This is a genomic window from Salininema proteolyticum (assembly GCF_042685645.1).
Taxonomy (GTDB): domain Bacteria; phylum Actinomycetota; class Actinomycetes; order Mycobacteriales; family Micromonosporaceae; genus Salininema; species Salininema proteolyticum.
Genome location: NZ_JBHUNX010000001.1, coordinates 130,081 through 147,186, shown reverse-complemented (window position 1 = coordinate 147,186; position 17,106 = coordinate 130,081). Strand labels below are relative to the sequence as shown.

The 17,106-nt window shown below is 61.1% G+C and carries 17 protein-coding genes and 1 pseudogene; 7 read left to right on the top strand and 11 right to left on the bottom strand.

Annotated elements, in window-relative coordinates:
* Nucleotides 1–29: 29 nt before the first annotated feature.
* The 4 genes from ACFTE1_RS00730 to ACFTE1_RS00715 are packed head-to-tail and all read right to left on the bottom strand — an operon-like array spanning nt 30 to nt 3,364.
* Entirely contained in the window at nt 30–875 is an 846-nt protein-coding gene (locus tag ACFTE1_RS00730; protein ID WP_380618079.1) for a hypothetical protein, read from the bottom strand.
* Complete coding sequence (locus ACFTE1_RS00725) at nt 844–1,995, bottom strand: hypothetical protein (RefSeq protein WP_380618080.1); 1,152 nt, start codon at nt 1,993–1,995, stop codon at nt 844–846. The genes ACFTE1_RS00730 and ACFTE1_RS00725 overlap by 32 nt, the downstream gene beginning before the upstream one ends.
* On the bottom strand, nt 1,995–2,438 hold the full coding sequence (locus ACFTE1_RS00720; protein ID WP_380618081.1) for a hypothetical protein: 444 nt from the start codon (nt 2,436–2,438) through the stop codon (nt 1,995–1,997). The genes ACFTE1_RS00725 and ACFTE1_RS00720 overlap by 1 nt, the downstream gene beginning before the upstream one ends.
* Nucleotides 2,435–3,364, bottom strand: a complete 930-nt coding sequence (locus tag ACFTE1_RS00715) for a hypothetical protein (RefSeq protein WP_380618082.1) — start codon at nt 3,362–3,364, stop codon at nt 2,435–2,437. The genes ACFTE1_RS00720 and ACFTE1_RS00715 overlap by 4 nt, the downstream gene beginning before the upstream one ends.
* A gap of 732 nt (nt 3,365–4,096) precedes the next feature.
* Here ACFTE1_RS00715 and ACFTE1_RS00710 point away from each other — a divergent pair.
* From ACFTE1_RS00710 to ACFTE1_RS00700, 3 genes are read left to right on the top strand one after another with little or no spacing between them, the layout of a single operon-like run.
* Nucleotides 4,097–4,348, top strand: a complete 252-nt coding sequence (locus tag ACFTE1_RS00710) for a hypothetical protein (protein WP_380618083.1) — start codon at nt 4,097–4,099, stop codon at nt 4,346–4,348.
* Nucleotides 4,345–4,860, top strand: coding sequence for a hypothetical protein (locus ACFTE1_RS00705; RefSeq protein ID WP_380618084.1), 516 nt, complete (start codon nt 4,345–4,347; stop codon nt 4,858–4,860). Before ACFTE1_RS00710 ends, ACFTE1_RS00705 begins: the two co-directional genes overlap by 4 nt.
* A complete protein-coding gene (locus ACFTE1_RS00700) occupies nt 4,829–5,158 on the top strand; it encodes a hypothetical protein (RefSeq protein WP_380618085.1) in 330 nt (109 codons plus the stop codon). Before ACFTE1_RS00705 ends, ACFTE1_RS00700 begins: the two co-directional genes overlap by 32 nt.
* Nucleotides 5,159–5,234: 76 nt before the next feature.
* Here the strand turns inward: ACFTE1_RS00700 and ACFTE1_RS00695 are convergent, their stop codons facing one another.
* Complete coding sequence (locus ACFTE1_RS00695) at nt 5,235–6,410, bottom strand: hypothetical protein (protein WP_380618086.1); 1,176 nt, start codon at nt 6,408–6,410, stop codon at nt 5,235–5,237.
* A 113-nt stretch (nt 6,411–6,523) separates the two neighbouring features.
* On the opposite strand from ACFTE1_RS00695, the gene ACFTE1_RS00690 reads away from it, so the two are divergent.
* Nucleotides 6,524–7,258, top strand: a complete 735-nt coding sequence (locus ACFTE1_RS00690; protein ID WP_380618087.1) for a hypothetical protein — start codon at nt 6,524–6,526, stop codon at nt 7,256–7,258.
* Nucleotides 7,259–7,531: 273 nt separating this feature from the next.
* Here the strand turns inward: ACFTE1_RS00690 and ACFTE1_RS00685 are convergent, their stop codons facing one another.
* The 5 genes from ACFTE1_RS00685 to ACFTE1_RS00665 form a co-directional block, all read right to left on the bottom strand.
* Complete coding sequence (locus tag ACFTE1_RS00685; protein WP_380618088.1) at nt 7,532–8,218, bottom strand: Type 1 glutamine amidotransferase-like domain-containing protein; 687 nt, start codon at nt 8,216–8,218, stop codon at nt 7,532–7,534.
* A 153-nt stretch (nt 8,219–8,371) separates the two neighbouring features.
* The gene (locus ACFTE1_RS00680) at nt 8,372–8,770 is read right to left on the bottom strand and encodes a hypothetical protein (RefSeq protein ID WP_380618089.1); all 399 of its coding nucleotides are present in this window, start codon (nt 8,768–8,770) and stop codon (nt 8,372–8,374) included.
* Between the two features lie 162 nt (nt 8,771–8,932).
* Nucleotides 8,933–10,297, bottom strand: a complete 1,365-nt coding sequence (locus tag ACFTE1_RS00675; protein ID WP_380762540.1) for an RNA-guided endonuclease InsQ/TnpB family protein — start codon at nt 10,295–10,297, stop codon at nt 8,933–8,935.
* Nucleotides 10,254–11,198: an alginate lyase family protein gene (locus ACFTE1_RS00670; RefSeq protein WP_380624707.1), complete on the bottom strand. Its 945-nt coding sequence runs from the start codon at nt 11,196–11,198 to the stop codon at nt 10,254–10,256. The genes ACFTE1_RS00675 and ACFTE1_RS00670 overlap by 44 nt, the downstream gene beginning before the upstream one ends.
* Nucleotides 11,199–11,215: 17 nt before the next feature.
* On the bottom strand, nt 11,216–13,912 hold the full coding sequence (locus ACFTE1_RS00665) for a beta-L-arabinofuranosidase domain-containing protein (protein WP_380624705.1): 2,697 nt from the start codon (nt 13,910–13,912) through the stop codon (nt 11,216–11,218).
* A 646-nt stretch (nt 13,913–14,558) separates the two neighbouring features.
* Here ACFTE1_RS00665 and ACFTE1_RS00660 point away from each other — a divergent pair.
* On the top strand, nt 14,559–14,966 hold the full coding sequence (locus tag ACFTE1_RS00660; RefSeq protein WP_380624703.1) for an SSI family serine proteinase inhibitor: 408 nt from the start codon (nt 14,559–14,561) through the stop codon (nt 14,964–14,966).
* 65 nt (nt 14,967–15,031) lie between these two features.
* Here ACFTE1_RS00660 and ACFTE1_RS00655 read toward each other — a convergent pair whose 3' ends face one another.
* Entirely contained in the window at nt 15,032–15,274 is a 243-nt protein-coding gene (locus tag ACFTE1_RS00655) for a hypothetical protein (protein WP_380624701.1), read from the bottom strand.
* Nucleotides 15,275–15,510: 236 nt separating this feature from the next.
* Here ACFTE1_RS00655 and ACFTE1_RS00650 point away from each other — a divergent pair, with 236 nt between their 5' ends.
* Both ACFTE1_RS00650 and ACFTE1_RS00645 read left to right on the top strand, forming a co-directional pair.
* The gene (locus ACFTE1_RS00650) at nt 15,511–15,921 is read left to right on the top strand and encodes an SSI family serine proteinase inhibitor (protein ID WP_380624699.1); all 411 of its coding nucleotides are present in this window, start codon (nt 15,511–15,513) and stop codon (nt 15,919–15,921) included.
* A gap of 493 nt (nt 15,922–16,414) precedes the next feature.
* Nucleotides 16,415–17,026 (top strand): annotated as a pseudogene (locus ACFTE1_RS00645) (glyoxalase).
* The last annotated feature ends 80 nt before the right edge of the window (nt 17,027–17,106 follow it).

Genomic DNA, 17,106 nt, shown 5'->3' with positions numbered 1-17,106 from the left:
CTGCTTGCTCATTAGAGACTTCAGCAGCCCTAAACACGCATAGAGTCACGTATCTGATCTGCGATATCGACCAGAGCGGTCTCTTGAAGCTCAGCAACATCGTTCCAATCGGAAGCTTCCCAAGATTCCGGGAAGTCACCCGACCCTCGGTGTTCCTCCAGCGGCTTTGTTTCGCCTTCAACGAACTCCGGAGTCACGAACACGTATAGGTAAAACAGCGTGTCATCTACCTCAAATGCTGCTTGAGAGTAAATGACCTGCTCATCGAAGGTGATACCGCTATAAAGCTCGAAGCGGTCCCACTCATCAGGATTTTGATCAGGGGGCGACAGACGTTCAGTCGAGTTTGCCGGCACCAAGTTCGAGGACAGATTTCCGAATATTATCTCCGGAACTTCAGGAGCCTCAGAAGCATAAGCGAAAGTTGTGGTGGCAGCGAAGTTGAAGTAGTCACTTGCCTTGGGCTTGGAGGACTCTCCTACTTCATCCTTCTCGGATTTTGAAGCACAGGTCACTTCAGTCATCTGGCCATCAACTATTGCTTCTCGAGCGTTGTCTCCCACCCGTTCAATTGCGCTGGTGCGAGGTGCAAATTCTATGTCGTCGGCAAAGCCACTAGGTATCATCTCCCCAATGGCAGACCAATCAATATCCTTGCAAAAATTGTCCTCCGCTGGAGGCAGATATGCGAAATTATCTAGGGCATTCTGATCAGCATCAGAAGACGACTGCGAAGGATCGGATTCACTTGGAGAAGGATCCTCGGTGCTGCCATTTGACGAGCACGCCGACAGCCCAAATAGAAGGACTGAAGATGCAACTACTATTCGGCCAATACTGCCGTTACGCCCCGAATTCATAAAGCTCCAAATCACGCTTCTTAGTTTCATCGACGAGACCCTCCAGGTCCTTCGCCTCCGATTCGATCTTGTATTCCCCTTGTGTGATCTGGCTTTTCAGTGACTCCATATCATGAAGCACGCTGCGAACGATTTCATTCGGATCTTCGCTAGCAAGTGTGTACGTCTGTATTTCCTTCTTACCGGAACCTATGTATGACGTAGACGATGCCAAGAACTTCGCAGCTGTCAAGACAGTTGCCAGCGAGCCGCCACTAACTATCGTGCCCGCAATCAAAGCTCCGTCAATTGCCAGCGCTACTCCGGCCCACTCGTCCTTCTTCAACGAGACGGTCGTTCTTTCAGTTTCTTCTTCCGTCTTCTCGATTGCCGATTCCAAGACCGAGCTGTAGGTCATTCTGACCGCCATTATGTGCGACTTCTGCAAGGCAGCCAGGGCCATCATGCTGATGGCGATATTTCGATGAACTATTGGTGCATTTCTCGCGGAGTCCAGCCAGTTTCGCCGAAACTCATCCGCATCATCGCCCTCCCAGTCACTCAACCGGTTTTCGACTTGGATGATGTCGGTCGTCATGGTATCGTCACCGTCAGCGCCCGCTGCCCCCAAGATTCTCGCGTAATCGCGAAACTGCTCTTCTGCCTCCTGCAGCCTCCAGAGACTCTCAGGGTGATATAGCTTCACCTGACTCAGACAGTGCAGTGCAATATCTAGTGCAGCATGGTCAACTGCTTCAAACACTTCCTTGAAGTTGCAAATGCAATCAAAGTTTCGATAGTTTAGTACGTTCTTTCCTGCCTTAATAAAGGCCACAAACCGACACTCGTCATCTAGGTTCACGCGACGAGCATCTTCGCTGTCATCATCCTCCCCTCGGTACCCGATTCCATGCGCTTCATAGTCAAATTCTGGGATATCCGGAGAAAAGCCCTCCACGTCGAAGATCTGCTGTGATGCATCCGGAATAAGTGCGATTGACTGATTACCCTCAGCAAAACCAGTGATGACCTTGAATGCATGGTCCAGATACGTTTTTGTCAGCGCCCTCTTGAAGGCATACTCCACCGCATCGTTGACGTCGTCGAATCCTTCGATGCTGCCGTATGCACTGAGGTAGTCCTGCTCAATTGCCATTAGACTATTCCACCTTCCTGCTCGAACTCCTTCTGTAGTTCGTTTGATTCTTCAGTGGTTGTGGTTTCTGGCCTTCCCTCAATGACAGGAGTATCTACCGGCGTGTTCTCTTCGTTGCTCGCTTCCTCTGAAATCTCATTGAATCTGGCAACTGCATCCTCCTCATTGCCAAACTCCCTATAGGCAGCTTTTTCAAGCTGCTCAGCAACGTAAACCGACCTTTCAAACGTGCGGCGACTCCACGTGTTCAGGTCAGAACTGATCGTCTGAAATATATCCCCGGCAGCAGTTCTTTCGCCTTCTGAATTGAACAGGTCAGGGGGCGAGGAAACGATGTTATCGCTTCGGCTAATAGCGCTCGAGTAGTTTTCCGCCCAGCCCATTATAGTCACTCGACCGCATCTCCATATCTCGTATGGGTCGACACTTCGCACGTTGATCATGTTGCCCTCCTCTTTTTGAGCACATCGTTTGCCCACGCATCGGAATTCGATGATGCAGGTAAGTCATATTCTCTGTGTCGATTTATTCCCCATGGATCGCTGCGCAATTCAGAAAGATCGAATTGCTCAATCTCGCTGGATTCATCTGACATCTCATCGTCGTCTGAATCCGGAACAGCCTTCTCTTGCATGGAAGAATATTCATCGTCTTCGGATCGTTTCAAACCCCAGGTGTCTTTCGGAGGCACTGGAACTTCCACATAGAGGTACTCAACAACCGTCTTTAGAAGCTCCATGGCTGTCCGGGGACTTTCCCTCGCCAGGCGACGCATATCAGGATGATCCGGAACTTCAGACAGATCAATCGCGTTCCTCTGCATAGCATGACCCAGTGATCTAAGTATGAGGTCAGAGTCTTCTGCCAACGACGCTGCGATCATTCCCTGATCGCCATTTCCAGCCATTCCGTAATTTCGAGAAGCAGTTGCCCGGATCTTGTCGCCCAGTGCATTGACAAATTCATTGATCAATCGCTCGGGAACTTTCCTCGATGAGAACTCGGAAGGGGCTTTCAGCGCTAGAGTCACTAGTCGCTTAGCCTCTATATCATCATCGGACGGGGTGGTATCCGAAATCGTATGATCGTAATCCCTGCCGGCCCTGAAATCAGGGTGCGCAGCCCTGGCTCTAGAAAGAATCGTTGGCTCACCGGCCAGATGAGCCCGAATTAGATCGATGAACTCACGTGTTTCATCTGGATCAACTTCCAAGCCCTCTTGAATGATCGTCGCGTATGGCTCTTCGAATGCCAGGTCCCACAACTGGATCTTCTCCGCCAAGAGCCTCTCGCCGATCTGAGACCAGTCATCGTGCTCGGACTCTTGGAGATGACGGAAGAGATAAAGGTGGCGCTCCTGGTCAGCCACATGAGCCGACTTTTCTACCGCTTTCCTGACTGCGTCTCGAAATCGCTGAAACTCGTCGGCAGCGTCGGAGCTCCTTGACATCGGGGGACGTCCTCTTCATTCACCAGGGGGATGAGCATTCCTCACTACAAGATACCAGTCGGTTGCAACTGCTGAAACCCGCTGAGGCACAGTCGCTTCCTCATGGCTAAGGGCCTGGCCATTGACGTATTGGAGCGCACGAGGTTGACGCATGCTATCTGCAAAGATCGCTTGTCCCGCATACTTTGATCCGACACGCCGGGAAGACCTGAACGTTGACAAGCTGTTGCACTTGGGCAACACTGGGCGATGGTTGGATGATTCCGACAATCGTCCGAGGCCGCAAGCGCGCACTCCAGTTCGCTTATGGCAGCGGCTCACCAGTCCGATCGACCAAGACAAGAGCTGGTGAGCCGCCCTCAACACCGTCACTCCCCGAAAGGAGTTGTCGTGTACTCGCCCATCGTAGTACATCGGGCTGCCCAAAACCAGCCTCGATCCCAGAGCGCGCGTCGAGTCTCGAAGCCTCGCTCACCGATCTTCCGGTGACGTTCTCTTCCTTCCATCTACTCGCCGCAGCTCTGCTGCCCTGCAGCACCTTCCTCATCCGTCCGAGCATAGGTCGGCCTCGCCGTCGCGCCCGCCGAGCGGCGATCTCCTTTCCCGATTTCATCAACGAACCCCTGTACAGGGGAGACTGGGAATCGCTCAATGCCGATACGCATCACCACACTGACCCTGGATTCAACCCGGATTGACGTCGTCAAACGCTCCGGAGATCAGATCCTCTGGGTTTACATTTCCGGCCGCAGAGCCGCACTCATCCACACCACTGGGAACTTCCTGCTCCCCCTCCGAGGCTGGTCGATCCGCGACGACGTCAGGTTCTGGATCCTCCGCCACGGCCTCGCGGCCCTCGCACTCCGCAAGCTCGATCCGAAGAAGGCAGGAGCCGCCCTATGACCGATATCCTGAGCTTCATCGCGGCCGTCTTCGCCGTCGTCCTCATCAACATCTTTCACGCCCGCATACCGCTCCCCGGTACTGCCGGCACCGGTTCGGCATCATCGCCATCGGCTCATGGCTCCGCTCATCGCCAGTCTCGGCCTCGCCCGTACCTTCCGAACACCACCGGCCCCATCCTGGGCTCGGTCTCGTTCCTTGCCCGAACCTTCGAGGTCCGAGCGGTACGCCGAACCATCGCGTCCGTCGTGGCCATCGAGCCCGGCGGAAACGAAACGTACGTTGCCTCCCTCGAGTGGACGTCCGGCCCACCGGCCGCCGTCCACTGGGCGAACACGGCATCCCGCCACGCCCTCATCACCAATGGCACCCGACTTCAGCTTGCGTTGGAACAACGGTTCCGTGCTGTCGTCGAACACGTCGCCTTCGGCCATCCACTCCCCCAGCGCTTCGCCGACGAAATCAGGAAAGGAGAGGCCCATGCCAATCCGCTACATGCCGCCGGGCACTAAAGACCTCGGAGCCATCGTTCAGGACGAGTTCGAGTTCCGTCTTCGCCTCGACGAGCCGTCGCACACCGTCTACCTCTTCCTACCCAGTGACTCCGAACTACCGGTGGAGGAACGTCCTCCGGCAGCGCTGGCGAACTGCGCACGCTGGGCCTGGCCGAAACTAGCACTCTACGCAGACGAGCTGTACAAACGATCACGAGCGGAACCGCACTGGGCGGAGGCCCTCCGCAACCAGATCTCGATCGCCGTACGCCGCCACCGGCGTGAAGCAGACGCGGACAAGACCGGGACCTCTTGACCAAGAACGTCCACTGAACCGACGTCGACGCGACGGTCTTCACGGCTGGAACCAGCGCGCCGGCGTCGGGTCTATTCTATTGCGTCTCCGGGACACAGACGGACGTGGCAGAACTTTCGCCGAAGTTGGACAACCGCAAGACGTCACTTGCCTCAACATCCTGGGAGAGGTCTTCCCAGTAGACGTAGAGATCTCCATAGTCCAACGTGCAGAGAAAACTCCACCGCGCCCCGTTCGGCGGCTCCAAGCGATCCGAGGGGTTTCGGTCGAACTGCACTCGTATGGCGCCTGGTTCCAAGGAGTGAAAACCTGCCCCATGCGGTGTCGCCTTCCCTCGTATCTCCGGGTAGTCCACAACCTCCATGACTACGTTGTCCCCCTTCGTCAGGTAGGTGCCCTCGTAACGGAAGGTCGTGCTTTCCTCCAGGGAATAAGGGCAATCAGGCTGAGGAACGGTCAATACGTCGTCTTCTTCGACACAGGAGTCCAGAATCCGGCGGGCAAGGTCGGCCATCAATTCGTCCCCCTCGGCGGACACCTCGAGTCCCTCGAATGGAACTCCTTGGTTGACCAGGTCCCATTCATCAGTGCCCCACGGCTCCTCTTCGAAACCGACCCTCGCAGTGGTCTCGCTGCCTTCCAGAAAGGTCCCGAACCTGCGGTCCTCGAAGGTGAACTCGCCGGGAAACACCATGATCGGTTCGGTCGTCGCCGGCATCTCCACGCCGTTGACGATCAGACCTTCCTGGCCCCCGGCATCAACGGGTAGCTCGACCAGCAGTCCGTCTACTTCCCAGTCGGCACCGCCGAAAGCCGAATCCCCGACCATCGACACTTGGAACTTGATCGGAAGGGCGACTCCACTGGCACGGGACTCGACCAGCGCCATCACCGTGGCGTCGAACTGGTCCTCGATTCGTGAATTCGCGACAACTCCGACCTTCTGAACCGACCAGGCCCCGGTCGTCGCCTCCGCAACGACCCGTTGCTCCTCGGAAAGCCGATCGCCCCGGTTACTCGCTTGGATCGCCTCCTCACTCCCACCGTTCGCGATATCGTCCAGCAGATCGGAGGCGAACTCCAGCACCCGCTCATCGTAGTCGGGACCGAGGTACCCCTTCCACAGGTGATCGCCGGACACGGCAGCGAACAGTGCGAATGCGACCAAGGCTGTGATGAGCGGTGTTTTTCGCGATGGAACGAGGTCCTTCTTATCCGGTAGTTCGCTTCGCTCGGCGGAGCCTTCAGACATGGCGGGCACCTTCTCGGTTGGGGGACTTCAGTAAGGTGTAGTCGTCCCCCACAATACTTGGAAAGGCCAACTGCATGGCGACGCAACCGACCCGGGCCGATAGGACCGACCTGTTGATCGGCATCACGGTTCTCTTCCTCGTCGGAGCCGGCGTGATGGCGATGATGGAACCTCCCGAACGTGAAAGCCTGAGCGAAGAAACTGAGTTCGCCGTGGAGGCAGACGGGACCACGGCCCCAGGCGAGGAGCCCGAGCACTCCGGTGAGGTGACCGTCGTCGAGAACGGCTTCTCCATCTACGGGGATCGACTATCGGGAGCCGCCATACTGTCGAATTCCGACCCCGAACTCTTCGCACGCGTCAAGTACCGGGTCGCCTTCAAAGACGATGAGAATCGTCCCGTGGACGACCTCAGAGGCGATGTGGGCTCGGTATACGTGGCACCTCGAGGAGAAGCCGCCATCATAACCCCTCCTTCGTCGTATTCGGGCACTTCTGTCAAAGCCGTCGCCGACGTTGAAACCCAAATCTCGGTCGAATGGGAAAGAGAGGGGTCGGGAGGATATCCTGGCCTGTCCTCGTCCGACTTCACTGTCGCAGCTTGCGACAGTGGGGGTTCCACCGGTCTCTACTGCCGCATCGAAGCAGACGGTGTGCCCGCCGGCCTTCGGATGAGAGGAGCGGTCGTCTGGCGTGACGAGGAAGGCGAAATCTCCGGTGCGGCGAGGTTGGAGGACCGTTTCGAAACCGCCCCCGACGGCTTCTGGGTCGAGCGGAGCCTCGATGTGGACCGCGACATCATAGGCGACCTGAACGGCCTCGACGACGCCTCGTTCTATCCGAACTGAATAATGACGACGGGACCGCACGGCCGGCGGTTTCCAGACACGACGGCGTAAAATGGCACCTCTTCCTTGGTACGAAGTGAACCTCTCTACACTGATGGTTCCGATCCGGCTCCGCCGGATCGGGATTCTTCTGGTCTCCGTGACGGCTTGTGGATCTCGACCTCCGGCGTTGTTCGGGCTCCCGCTACCGAACCTATCGGTCCGCCTGGATCGGCTCGGCATATTCCGGTGCCTCCCGCCGTTCGACCTGCTCGACTCGCAGTAAGGCGTCCATCAGGGGTTGAACAGCTCCCAGTCTCCTTCGGAGATGACTTCGACGTCTCCGTCGGTCACCTTGATGGCGGTCTCATCATCCATGGCGTAGGTCGGGACCGGTACCCCCGACGCCCACTCTTGCATCTCGGACAGCGGTGTGGGCGGCATGTCCGTCCGATACAGATGCGGATACAAGGTGAAGTCCACCAGCCCCAATGGCCTGTCGGGTTCCTGCGCCACCTCACTGTCGGAGCGCAGGAACCTGTGGTTCCACTCCGCGTCGCAGTTGTAGGGGGTGGCCGCGATGCTGCCGGCGCTCACCCCGACATAGACGGTCCCGCACAGCGACGGCAGCAGGTTCGCGAGACCGGACTTCCGCAGCCAGTAGCTCAGATAGCGCACGTGGCCACCCCCTACGAGGAGGGCATCGGCTTCACGAACCTCGGGCACCCAACTGTCCACGTCGATAGTGGGAAGCGCGGTCAGCTCCAACACGCCCAATGACTTCCACCCCAGCTCGCTCAACGGGGGCGGAAGTTGTCCACTGATCGTCTTCCAGGCCAGGGCAGCCCCTCCGGGGAAAGGACGGATGGCGGTCGGTATGAGGAGGGCATTGGACTCGGCGATCGGTTTGCCGAGCAGATCGACCAGCGCGGCCTCGATGCTCGAGTTCGTGACACCACCCGACGTGAGAAGTAGCCTCATTGCGTCTCCCTGTCAAATCGCCTCCAGGTCTGATATGCTCAGACTTTCATCTGAAAGCTGACCGCGCAAGTCGAACCCGACGGAGGCCCCGACCGGATCAGGCGCAGAAGACCTGCTCCCCGAACAGGCCTTCGGCGACTGCCTTGGAGGCGATCACAGCGGCGCGAGATCGTCGGGAATGTCATCCCAGTGCAGCCGGACGTGCGTCAAGGTGCCGAATCCGAGCGTGTCGAATCCGCCCGAGTTGAGCCCGTAGTCACCGCCTCCTCCTTCGGCACCGTTCTCCCTGGTCATGGCGTCCAGGTTCGGCATCGCGTACCCCTGTCGGGCCGTGTAGTGGTGGTAGACGGTCTCCCACACCGGACGCACTTGCCCGCGTTGGCGTTCGGAGATCACCGTGTGCTCGCGGTAGTCGCAGTTCTGCCCCGTTCCCCAACCGTAGGTCGTGAACGGGACGTCGTGGCCGAGGTTGAAGCGGGCCACGTACTCCGCCGCTTTGGCGAAGGCGTTGTCCTTTGCGCTGTAGAGGTCGATCCCTTGGTTCCACGCCATTTCCTTGACATCCTCCCCGCCCTGAAAGGGGTGCTGTTGGTAAAGGGACAAATCTCCGTCCGAAGCACGGTCCTCGGCGCGCGCGACCGGGGAATTCCCGATAGACGCTCGACTGTTCTGTCCGTTGCCCAACAGCACCCTGAAAGGGACTGGGATTCCTGGCTAAAGCCCCGTAGGACTCATACAGGAGGGTTCGTGCTTCTTTCCCGGACGGGAGTTTCCAACGCTGCCGGACATGTCCGGTCTTACATGCTGTCCACACGCGTTTCGAGCCTCCGCATGCCCTGCGGCGGCTTGGGCCGCGAGGCGTCGGCCTTCACAGCGAATGTTGATTTCGGCGTTCGCGTCCCGGTCATGAACAGCCCCGCACCCGCATTCCCAATGGCGCACTGTGAGCCCCTCCAAACCGGAGGGTCCAGTCAACGCCCCGCAGTCGGAGCACAGCCGAGTAGAGGGGAAGAACCTGTCCACGCGCACGAACACGCGACCCGCGCGGGCCGCTTTAGACTCCAGGCGGGTGAGGAACATGCCGAAGCTCGCGTCCGCTATCGACTTCGCGGCACGCCCTCGGACGAGCCCTGTGACATTCAAGTCCTCGCAATACACAGCTTGGCTCTCGCTGACGATCTGCTTAACCTGCTTGTCGATCCAGTCCGAACGGGAGTTCTTGATCTTCTCGTGGACCCGCGCGACCTTAAGGCGTGCCTTGGCGCGGTTGGCCGAGCCCTTCTCCTTGCGAGAGAGCGACCGCTGTGCTTTCTTGAGCTTCCGTTCCAGTCGGCGGAAGAACCTCGGGTTCTCGATGGTCTTCCCGCCCCGCAAAACGGCGAACGACTTGAGCCCCAGGTCGATCCCGGTCTCGGCACCGTCGGGAAGCGGGTCAAGGAAGTCCGTTTCGTCCTCCACCGCGACTACGAACGACGCGAAGTACTTCCCGGTCGGGGTCTTGACGACCGTTACGGAGGACGGGTCGGAGGGCAGTTCCCGCGACCAGGCGACACGGAGGTCTCCAACCTTCGCGATGTACAGGCGTCCGTTGTCTTTGACCGAGAACCCGCGCCGCGTGTACTCCGCCGACTGCGTTCCCGTCCGACGTTTGAACCGAGGCGGCCCCACACGCGGCCCCTGTCGTTTCCCATTGAGGGAGTCGAAGAAGTTCCGGTACGCCCGGTCGCAATGCCTGAGTGTCTGCTGCAACGGAACGACCGAGACTTCCGACAGCCAAGCACGATCGGTTGTCTTCTTCGCCTCCGTGATCAGGGTTTTAGCCAACGCGACCGTGGTCGGGTATTTCTCCCCGGCGGCGTAGGCGGCCTTGCGGGCCGCTATGGCGTCGTTGTACACCGTCCGCACACACCCGAACGTCCGCGCCAACGCCCTGCGTTGCGGCGCGGTCGGATAGATCCGATAGGAGTACCTCAGATGCACGCCAACAACTATAGACCGAAGGTCCGACAAGCACGATCGGGAACCAGGCCAGCCTCTAAAGCGCCGATTCCTCTCCGGCCTGAAGGCCGGAGTATCCACGGCGGTGTCCGATGAACGCGCCCATCAGTCCGATCCCCATGATCGAGTGGGCCTGGTCGCGTCCGGACTCCTGCCACTGCGCCAGTCCGCCGTCGTACACGAACGGGAACGCGTTCTCTATGGCCCCGTTGCCCGCCCCGTTCCAGAAATAGTCGACCGCGCGGTCCACCAGCGTCCTGTCGTCGGTGAGAATGCCGCAGGCGAGGATGTTCGCCATATTGCACAGGTCCCAGTTGGCCCAGTAGTTGGTGTCGCAGGCGTCGTTGTGCTTGACGAGGAAACCCTCGCTGAGCGGCAGGAAGACGGCGGTCACCATGTCTTGGAAGGCGCCCAGGTCGAAACCGTCGGCGTCGCGGACGAGCTCGGCGGCATTGCAGAACTGGTACCCGTAGATTCCCGACGCCAGGTAGCGGTCGGCGTTTCCGGTGACCTCGGTCAGGTTCTCCGACCAGGCGTTGAGGATCGCCACCGCCGTGTCGCGGTGGGCCTCGTCGCCGGATATCTTCCAGCGCAAGGCGTTCTGGTAGGCGGCGTGGATGTCCCGGTACAGCTGCGGGAAGTTCGATCCGGTGCCGCCCCGGACGACGACGCGGGCCGGACGGGGCGACCAGCTCGTCCGGGAGTGGCCGTTGGCAGTGAGCCGGTCCCAGCCCCAGATCCACGGCTCGGCGCCGGCGGCGACCTTCTCCGCCATACGGTCGAGGTCGGCCTGGGTGTGAAGCATGCCGGGGTGGCCGGCGGCCGTCGGTTCGACGCCGGCCGGTTCGGCGGTCGGCGCCGGCTCGTCGGCGTGCGAGAGCCGGACTCCGGCGATCCCGGCCGTGGCCAGGCCAGCGGCGCCGACGGTTCCCTTGATGAGGCGCCGCCGGTTCAGGCGCGTTCGGGTGGGTTCGGTGGTCATGTGTCTCCTCTTGCCGCTCAGGCGAGTCGCCAGAGCGTGCTTTCATTGCCGTCGTCGTTCCATGTCACGAGGGGAGTCCCGGCGTCCGTCGAGGAGTCGTCGACGCTGAGTACCTTGCCGCCGTTGCGGCATCGCAGCCGGTAGGTGCCGTCTCCGCTGTGCAGCAGCGACCAAAGGTGATCGTCGGTACCGTTGTCCTCCCACTGAAGGACGGCAGCACCCGCCTCAGTGGACTCGTTTTCCACGCCGAGCACCTTGCCGCTGTGCACATTGCGGATCTTGAGGTCGTCGCCGTCGGGCACAGCTGTCCACAGATGGGCCTGCGCTCCGTCGTTCTCCGCCTGGACGGCGAGCGCGCCGTTGCCCAGAGAGGCACCGTCGACCGAGAGGAAGAGTCCGCTGTGGACGTTCCGCAGCAGCAGCGTTCCGTCGGGGACCAGGCGCCAGGAGTTGTCGGGCGACCCGTCGTCGGCGTCTTGCACCGCCACGGCGCCCCTGGCCGTCGAGCCGTCCAGGAGTCCGAGGGGTTTATCGCTGTTGCCGTTGACGATCCGGTGGGAGCCGGCGCCGTCGTCGACGATCGACCACAGGTGGTCCGGGGTGCCGGTGTCGCTCCACTGGAGCGCGCGGGCGCCGTCGGCGGAGGAGGCGTCTTGTATTCCGAGGACCTTGCGGCTGTGGAAGTTCCGCAGTTTCAGCGCGTCTTCGGACGGCTCGGCGTGCCACCAGTGGTCGGGGGTGTGCGAGTCGTCCCACTGCAGGACGGGTGCCCCGTCGGCGGTGGACATGTCCTGAACGCCCAGGACGAGGCCGGAGGCCTCGTTGCGCAGCCGGTACCGGGGCTCACTTCCTCCGTCGCGGCCGGAAGCGTCCCAGTAGACGACATAGTTCAGGTCGTGCGCGTCGTAGAAGGGGATCAGCCTGACAGTGGCTCCGGACGCTTCGGCGGTGAAGGCGAGCGATCGGTCGTCGACGCGGGCTATCGTGGCGGGGTCCAAGGTCGGGGCCTCGGAGATCTCGGTGTCCCCGTAGTCGCCGCACAGCACGACCGGCCCGTACAGGACCGCCGAGGTGTTGGCGTCGTCGTTGGCCGCCCGCATGCTGAGGCGCATGGGCAAGCGCACCTCCACGGTGTCTCCGGGGCTCCACTCCCTTGTCAGCGAGGCGTACGATCCCGGGGCGCCGCCGACGTTCTGCGGCTGTCCGTTGACGGCGATGGCGGCGTCGTCGCACCAGCCGGGGACGCGCAGCCGCATCGTCCACCGTCCCGAACCTTCGACCGTCAGAACGGTCGTGTCGGACACGGGGAACGCGGTCTCCTGGACAACTCGGACTCCCTGTTCTGCCCAGTCGATCTCCGACGGGATGTACAGGTTCACCGTCAAGACGGTCCCGTCGGCGGCGTACACCGCGTCGGCCAGTCCGGTGTTCGTCTCCAGCGCGGTCGCCTGGCAGCACCAGAACGTGCCGTAGTCGGTGCTGTAGCTGCCGCCACCCACGGCCGGTCCGCGCTCGCCGCGGCGGCCGCCGGCGCGCAGCGAGGTGAAGTAGCAGACGTGGCCGTGCTCCGAGCCGGGATGCTGTTGCCCCAGAAGGTGGTTGTAGAGCGCTCCTTCGCAGTAGTCGAACAGTTCGGCCCGGTCGGGGTTCTGGCTCCACATCTCCCGGGCGAGCTTCAGCATGTTGTAGGTGTTGCAGGCCTCGCAGGAGTCGTCGGCCAGGTTCCCGGCGATCATGTGCTGGGTCTGGAAGAACTCGCCGCGGCTGTTTCCTCCGATGACGTAGGTGTGCGCCCCGGTCGTGAGGCGCCAGAAGTTCTCTGCGATGTCCCGGTAGGAGGCGTCGCCCGTCGCGCGGTGTTCCTTGGCGGCGCCGACGATCTTGGGGATCTGGGTGTTGGCGTGCAGGCCGGCAAGTTCATCGCGGCCTTCGCGGAGCGGTTCGAAGACGGCGTCGTGGTCGAAGCGGCGGGCGGTGGTGAGCCACCGGTCGTCTCCAGTCCGGAAGTGCAGCTCGGTGAGGACGTCGTTCATGCCGCCGAACTCGATGCCGAGCGCGGTCTGCATCTGCTCTCGGGAGAGGCGGCCCGTGCGCCAGTCGACCCAACCCGCGAGCGCGAACAGCACGTCACGGGCCTGGGCGCTGCCGATCAGCCGCCAGACGTCGAGGAGTCCTTGGAGGGTCTTGTGGACGCAGTAGTACGGGACCCCTTGGCGCCGCCCGGTCTCGACGGTGTCGAAGTCGGACTCGGGGAAGCCGGAGAGGTAGCCGTCGTTGAAGTCGGCGTCGGCGGCCTGGCATGCGGCGAGCCCGGCGACCATGCGCTCGGCCTTGTCGCGGCAGGCGGTGTCGCCGAGGACGGCCCAGGCGTGGGACCAGGCGGTGAGGAAGTGGCCTTGGCTGTGACTGCGGAACTCGAAGTCGGGGGCCTCCCAGCCGCCGCAGGGTTCGGCGCCTTCGGTGGGGAGTCCGTGGTTGGCGCGGAAAGAGTAGAGGAGCCGGTCGACGTCGATGTCGCGGAGGTAGGCGAGGGTGCGGGCCTGGTTGTCGTGGAAGCGGCCGGGGCGAAGGCGGACGGTTCCGAGGGGAAGGGCGGAGGGTGCGGTCTCGTTCGCGCCTGCGGGTGGGGAGAGCGCGGTGGTCGTGGTGCCCGCGGCCGCTGCGGCGGCCGCTGTGGAGAGCATGGTGCGGCGGGTGAGGTGCGGGCTCGGCATGGAGGCCCCCTTGAAACATGTAGGAAAATGTTGATTTATGGTCCTTTAACAGGATTATATGAAGATTTTTCCACATAAGTCAACATTAGAGCACAGGGGCTTGCACTACCGGGACAAGGGCATCGGCGCCTGGCGGCCTTCTCCGAGAGCCCTCTAGTCATCTGCTCAATGGAGGGTTCGACTCCGAGTCGCGACGGCCAGTACGCCCATGACACCGCCGTTGACCAGGTCATCGGAGCTCTCACTCCACCGGCCGCGCAAGTCGCCATCCGCCGCACCGCCGCAAGGTCAAGGGCCGAAAGGAAACCCGCACGACCGTGTTCGCGGTGACCGACTTCCCGGCCCGATACGCCACACCGACGGTAGTCAACACCAATATGCCGGGCCCATGGACGATCGAGAACAAGTCCCACCTCTACGGCTCGACCAATTCATTCAGCGGGTTTCCACCCATCCCAGGAATCTCGGCGCAGCCGAAACCACGGCATGCGCCGCCTCTAGACGCCAGCACAATGGACATGGCCGAAAGAGGCGAATTTCCTGTGATGATCCCTTAAGGACTCTAAAGTACGGAATGGCCGCGGCGCATCGGCGAAGTCCGCGTCCCACGGAACAATCGCCAGCACAGGTCCCAAGGAGGAAAACCATGTTCGCAAAGGTCATAACCACTCTTGCGGTGGCCGCGATGCTCGCAGCCTCACCCGCGCAGGCACAAGCCGCTACCGGCGCCGAGGAGGCAGAGAAGGCCAGCGTCCTCACCTTTGAACTCCTGGAGACAAGGACCGCTCAGTGGGCGCAGGTTCGTCTGGAATGTCCTTCCGGAAGGGGAAATCATCCCCATGCGGAACAGACATGTTATGAAATAAAGAGGGTCAAGGGGGATCTCACCAAACTGAACCACTCCTTTGAACAACGGTGCGTTCGAGATGACACTAGTGCAGTTATCGTCGATGTGAGTGGAAACTGGAAGTCGCAGAACCTCGAGTATCACATGATATTCGCAAACCACTGCCACCTCAAAACCACCGGCGGTCCCATATTCGACGTGTTGTGATGCCAGAGGAAGCCGGTGCCGTATCGGACCCTCCCCAGCGCACGCATGGATCCTCGGGTGCCGGCCTACTCAGGGGCCGTCTTGAACGCAGCGTGCGGTGTCGGTGACGGGGATGCGCAGTGGCGGCCGCCGTGGACGGCCTCCTCGACCCGCTTCTCCATAACACCTTCGAGCTGTTCCAGCAGGTGGCGGGCATTGCCGGTGAGCGTGTACGGCCCTTGGGTGTCCTGACGTGCCCACATACCGTGGGCGGCGAGGCGGGCCCGGCGTCGGTGGAACGCGTGGGCCTCGGCCTGACGATGGCTCAACGACGCAGTGACCACGAGGCATGGGCCGGGGCGCGGCGGAGAAACCGCCGACGACCCGGGCCTGGAATGGCATTCGCCGTCCCCGTATCCGACTGTCCGAACAACACGCTTGAGAATGCCGGAAATCCCCGCGGGCTCTCCGCCGATCGTCCTAACGTACGTGGTGGCCGTAGCCCCAACGCGGGATCATCGACCGATGCTCGGCCCCTACCTCTCAAATCAAGAAAGGGAACCCCATGCGCAGGAGGATCACGACCGCTCTCATTGCCGGTGCGGTCGCTATGCTGCTCTCCAGTACACCGGCGCAAGCACAGCCCATGCCCGACGAAGCGAGCACGTTCTACGGCTCCTTCGATTTCACGGTTATAGAATATCCTTCACGTGAATTCTATAGGGCAACCCTGGAATGCCCCTCAGCAAGGGGAAGTCATCCCCACGGGGGACAGGCTTGCATCGATATAGCAAAATTCAACGGAGACTTCAAAAGACTGGATCTAAAACATCCAAGTTCATGTACGACGAAGCGCCCGGTGCTGCAGGTGAAAGTGCGAGGCAAGTGGAACAATGCGATTAATGGTTGGATTGGATTGTTCGAATCCTACTGTCACCTCAAGGCCGCAGGCGGACCCATATTCGACCTGAGATGATATCGCCATCATCGGCTTAGGCCTCTCGACCTGTGGATCTGAATTTCCACAGACCGAGAGGCCTTTACGTGCGCCCTGGTTCCACAAGCGCATCAGTACAACTACGATTCCATTTAGGATAGATGACGTGTCATGACGAGGACGCCGGCGACCCGCACGAACCATTCAGTGTGTTCGGGCTTGTGCTCGTAGTCGCGCCAGAGGCGGCCCCAGTGCACGGGTCGTGCGGCCGGGTCGACCGCGCGGCGAGGTTTCCATCGAGCTTGATGACTCCTTTACGCGCAGACTCCCGCCAAACCGGACATGAGAGTTTCCCGCTCATCCGGTTTTCCAACGACTCCGAGGTTTTCGCGCCGATCCGTTCTGCTGGACACTGCCATGGCAGGCACCGCAGACCACAAGGGTCTTTCGCGCGTCATCCAGGATTCAACGAGTGCGGGCAGGTCGTCCTGCATACGATGAGTCCCTGGGACATCTTGTCGAAAGGATCATCATGACCGCCATCGAGTCCATCGTTCTGGAATCCCCGGATCCGCAGGCCGCCGAGGAGTTCTGCACCGCTTTCGGAGCGGACGTCCCGATGAGGATACGAGCCTCCCAGGAGCCGACCTCGGGATTCCGTGGATTCTCGATCTCCCTGTCGGTATCACAGCCGAGCGACGTGGACGCGCTCTTCGCCGACGCCCTCGATGCCGGCGCCGAGTCCCTGAAACCGCCCAGGAAGAGCCTGTGGGGCTATGGCGCGGTGTTCCGGGCCCCGGACGGGTCCGTCTGGAAGGCCGTCACCTCGAAGTAGAAGGACACCGGACCGGTCACGCAGAACATCGACGACGTGGTCCTCCTCCTCGGAGTCGAGGACGTGAAGGCCTCCAAGGCCTTCTATACCGAACGCGGCCTGGAGGTGGCGAAGAGCTTCGGCGGCAAATACGTCGAGTTCGCACTCTCCGAGGAGAGCGTCAAGCTGTCGCTCTACGGCCGGAAGCCCGCTGCCAAGGACGCCGGCGTCAGTCCGGAGGGAAGCGGATCGCACCGGATCGCCCTCTGCTCCGATCTGGGCACGTTCTCCGACCCGGACGGCTTCCCCTGGGAATCCCCGTCGGACTAGCGAGGGCCAGTCCGCCCGTTAGGCAAACCCCGAGACGCGTCGCCATGGAAGACGTCGCGGGCGGCCCTTTCGTGCGACCG

Excerpts from the sequence above, each read along its gene's own strand:
- ACFTE1_RS00700 (WP_380618085.1), top strand. The coding sequence starts at position 4,829 with ATGCCAATCCGCTACATGCCGCCGGGCACTAAAGACCTCGGAGCCATC.
- ACFTE1_RS00710 (WP_380618083.1), top strand. The coding sequence starts at position 4,097 with ATGCCGATACGCATCACCACACTGACCCTGGATTCAACCCGGATTGAC.
- ACFTE1_RS00725 (WP_380618080.1), bottom strand. The coding sequence starts at position 1,995 with ATGGCAATTGAGCAGGACTACCTCAGTGCATACGGCAGCATCGAAGGA.
- ACFTE1_RS00705 (WP_380618084.1), top strand. The coding sequence starts at position 4,345 with ATGACCGATATCCTGAGCTTCATCGCGGCCGTCTTCGCCGTCGTCCTC.
- ACFTE1_RS00660 (WP_380624703.1), top strand. The coding sequence starts at position 14,559 with ATGTTCGCAAAGGTCATAACCACTCTTGCGGTGGCCGCGATGCTCGCA.
- ACFTE1_RS00670 (WP_380624707.1), bottom strand. The coding sequence starts at position 11,198 with ATGACCACCGAACCCACCCGAACGCGCCTGAACCGGCGGCGCCTCATC.
- ACFTE1_RS00680 (WP_380618089.1), bottom strand. The coding sequence starts at position 8,770 with ATGGCGTGGAACCAAGGGATCGACCTCTACAGCGCAAAGGACAACGCC.
- ACFTE1_RS00720 (WP_380618081.1), bottom strand. The coding sequence starts at position 2,438 with ATGATCAACGTGCGAAGTGTCGACCCATACGAGATATGGAGATGCGGT.
- ACFTE1_RS00665 (WP_380624705.1), bottom strand. The coding sequence starts at position 13,912 with ATGCCGAGCCCGCACCTCACCCGCCGCACCATGCTCTCCACAGCGGCC.
- ACFTE1_RS00695 (WP_380618086.1), bottom strand. The coding sequence starts at position 6,410 with ATGTCTGAAGGCTCCGCCGAGCGAAGCGAACTACCGGATAAGAAGGAC.
- ACFTE1_RS00650 (WP_380624699.1), top strand. The coding sequence starts at position 15,511 with ATGCGCAGGAGGATCACGACCGCTCTCATTGCCGGTGCGGTCGCTATG.
- ACFTE1_RS00685 (WP_380618088.1), bottom strand. The coding sequence starts at position 8,218 with ATGAGGCTACTTCTCACGTCGGGTGGTGTCACGAACTCGAGCATCGAG.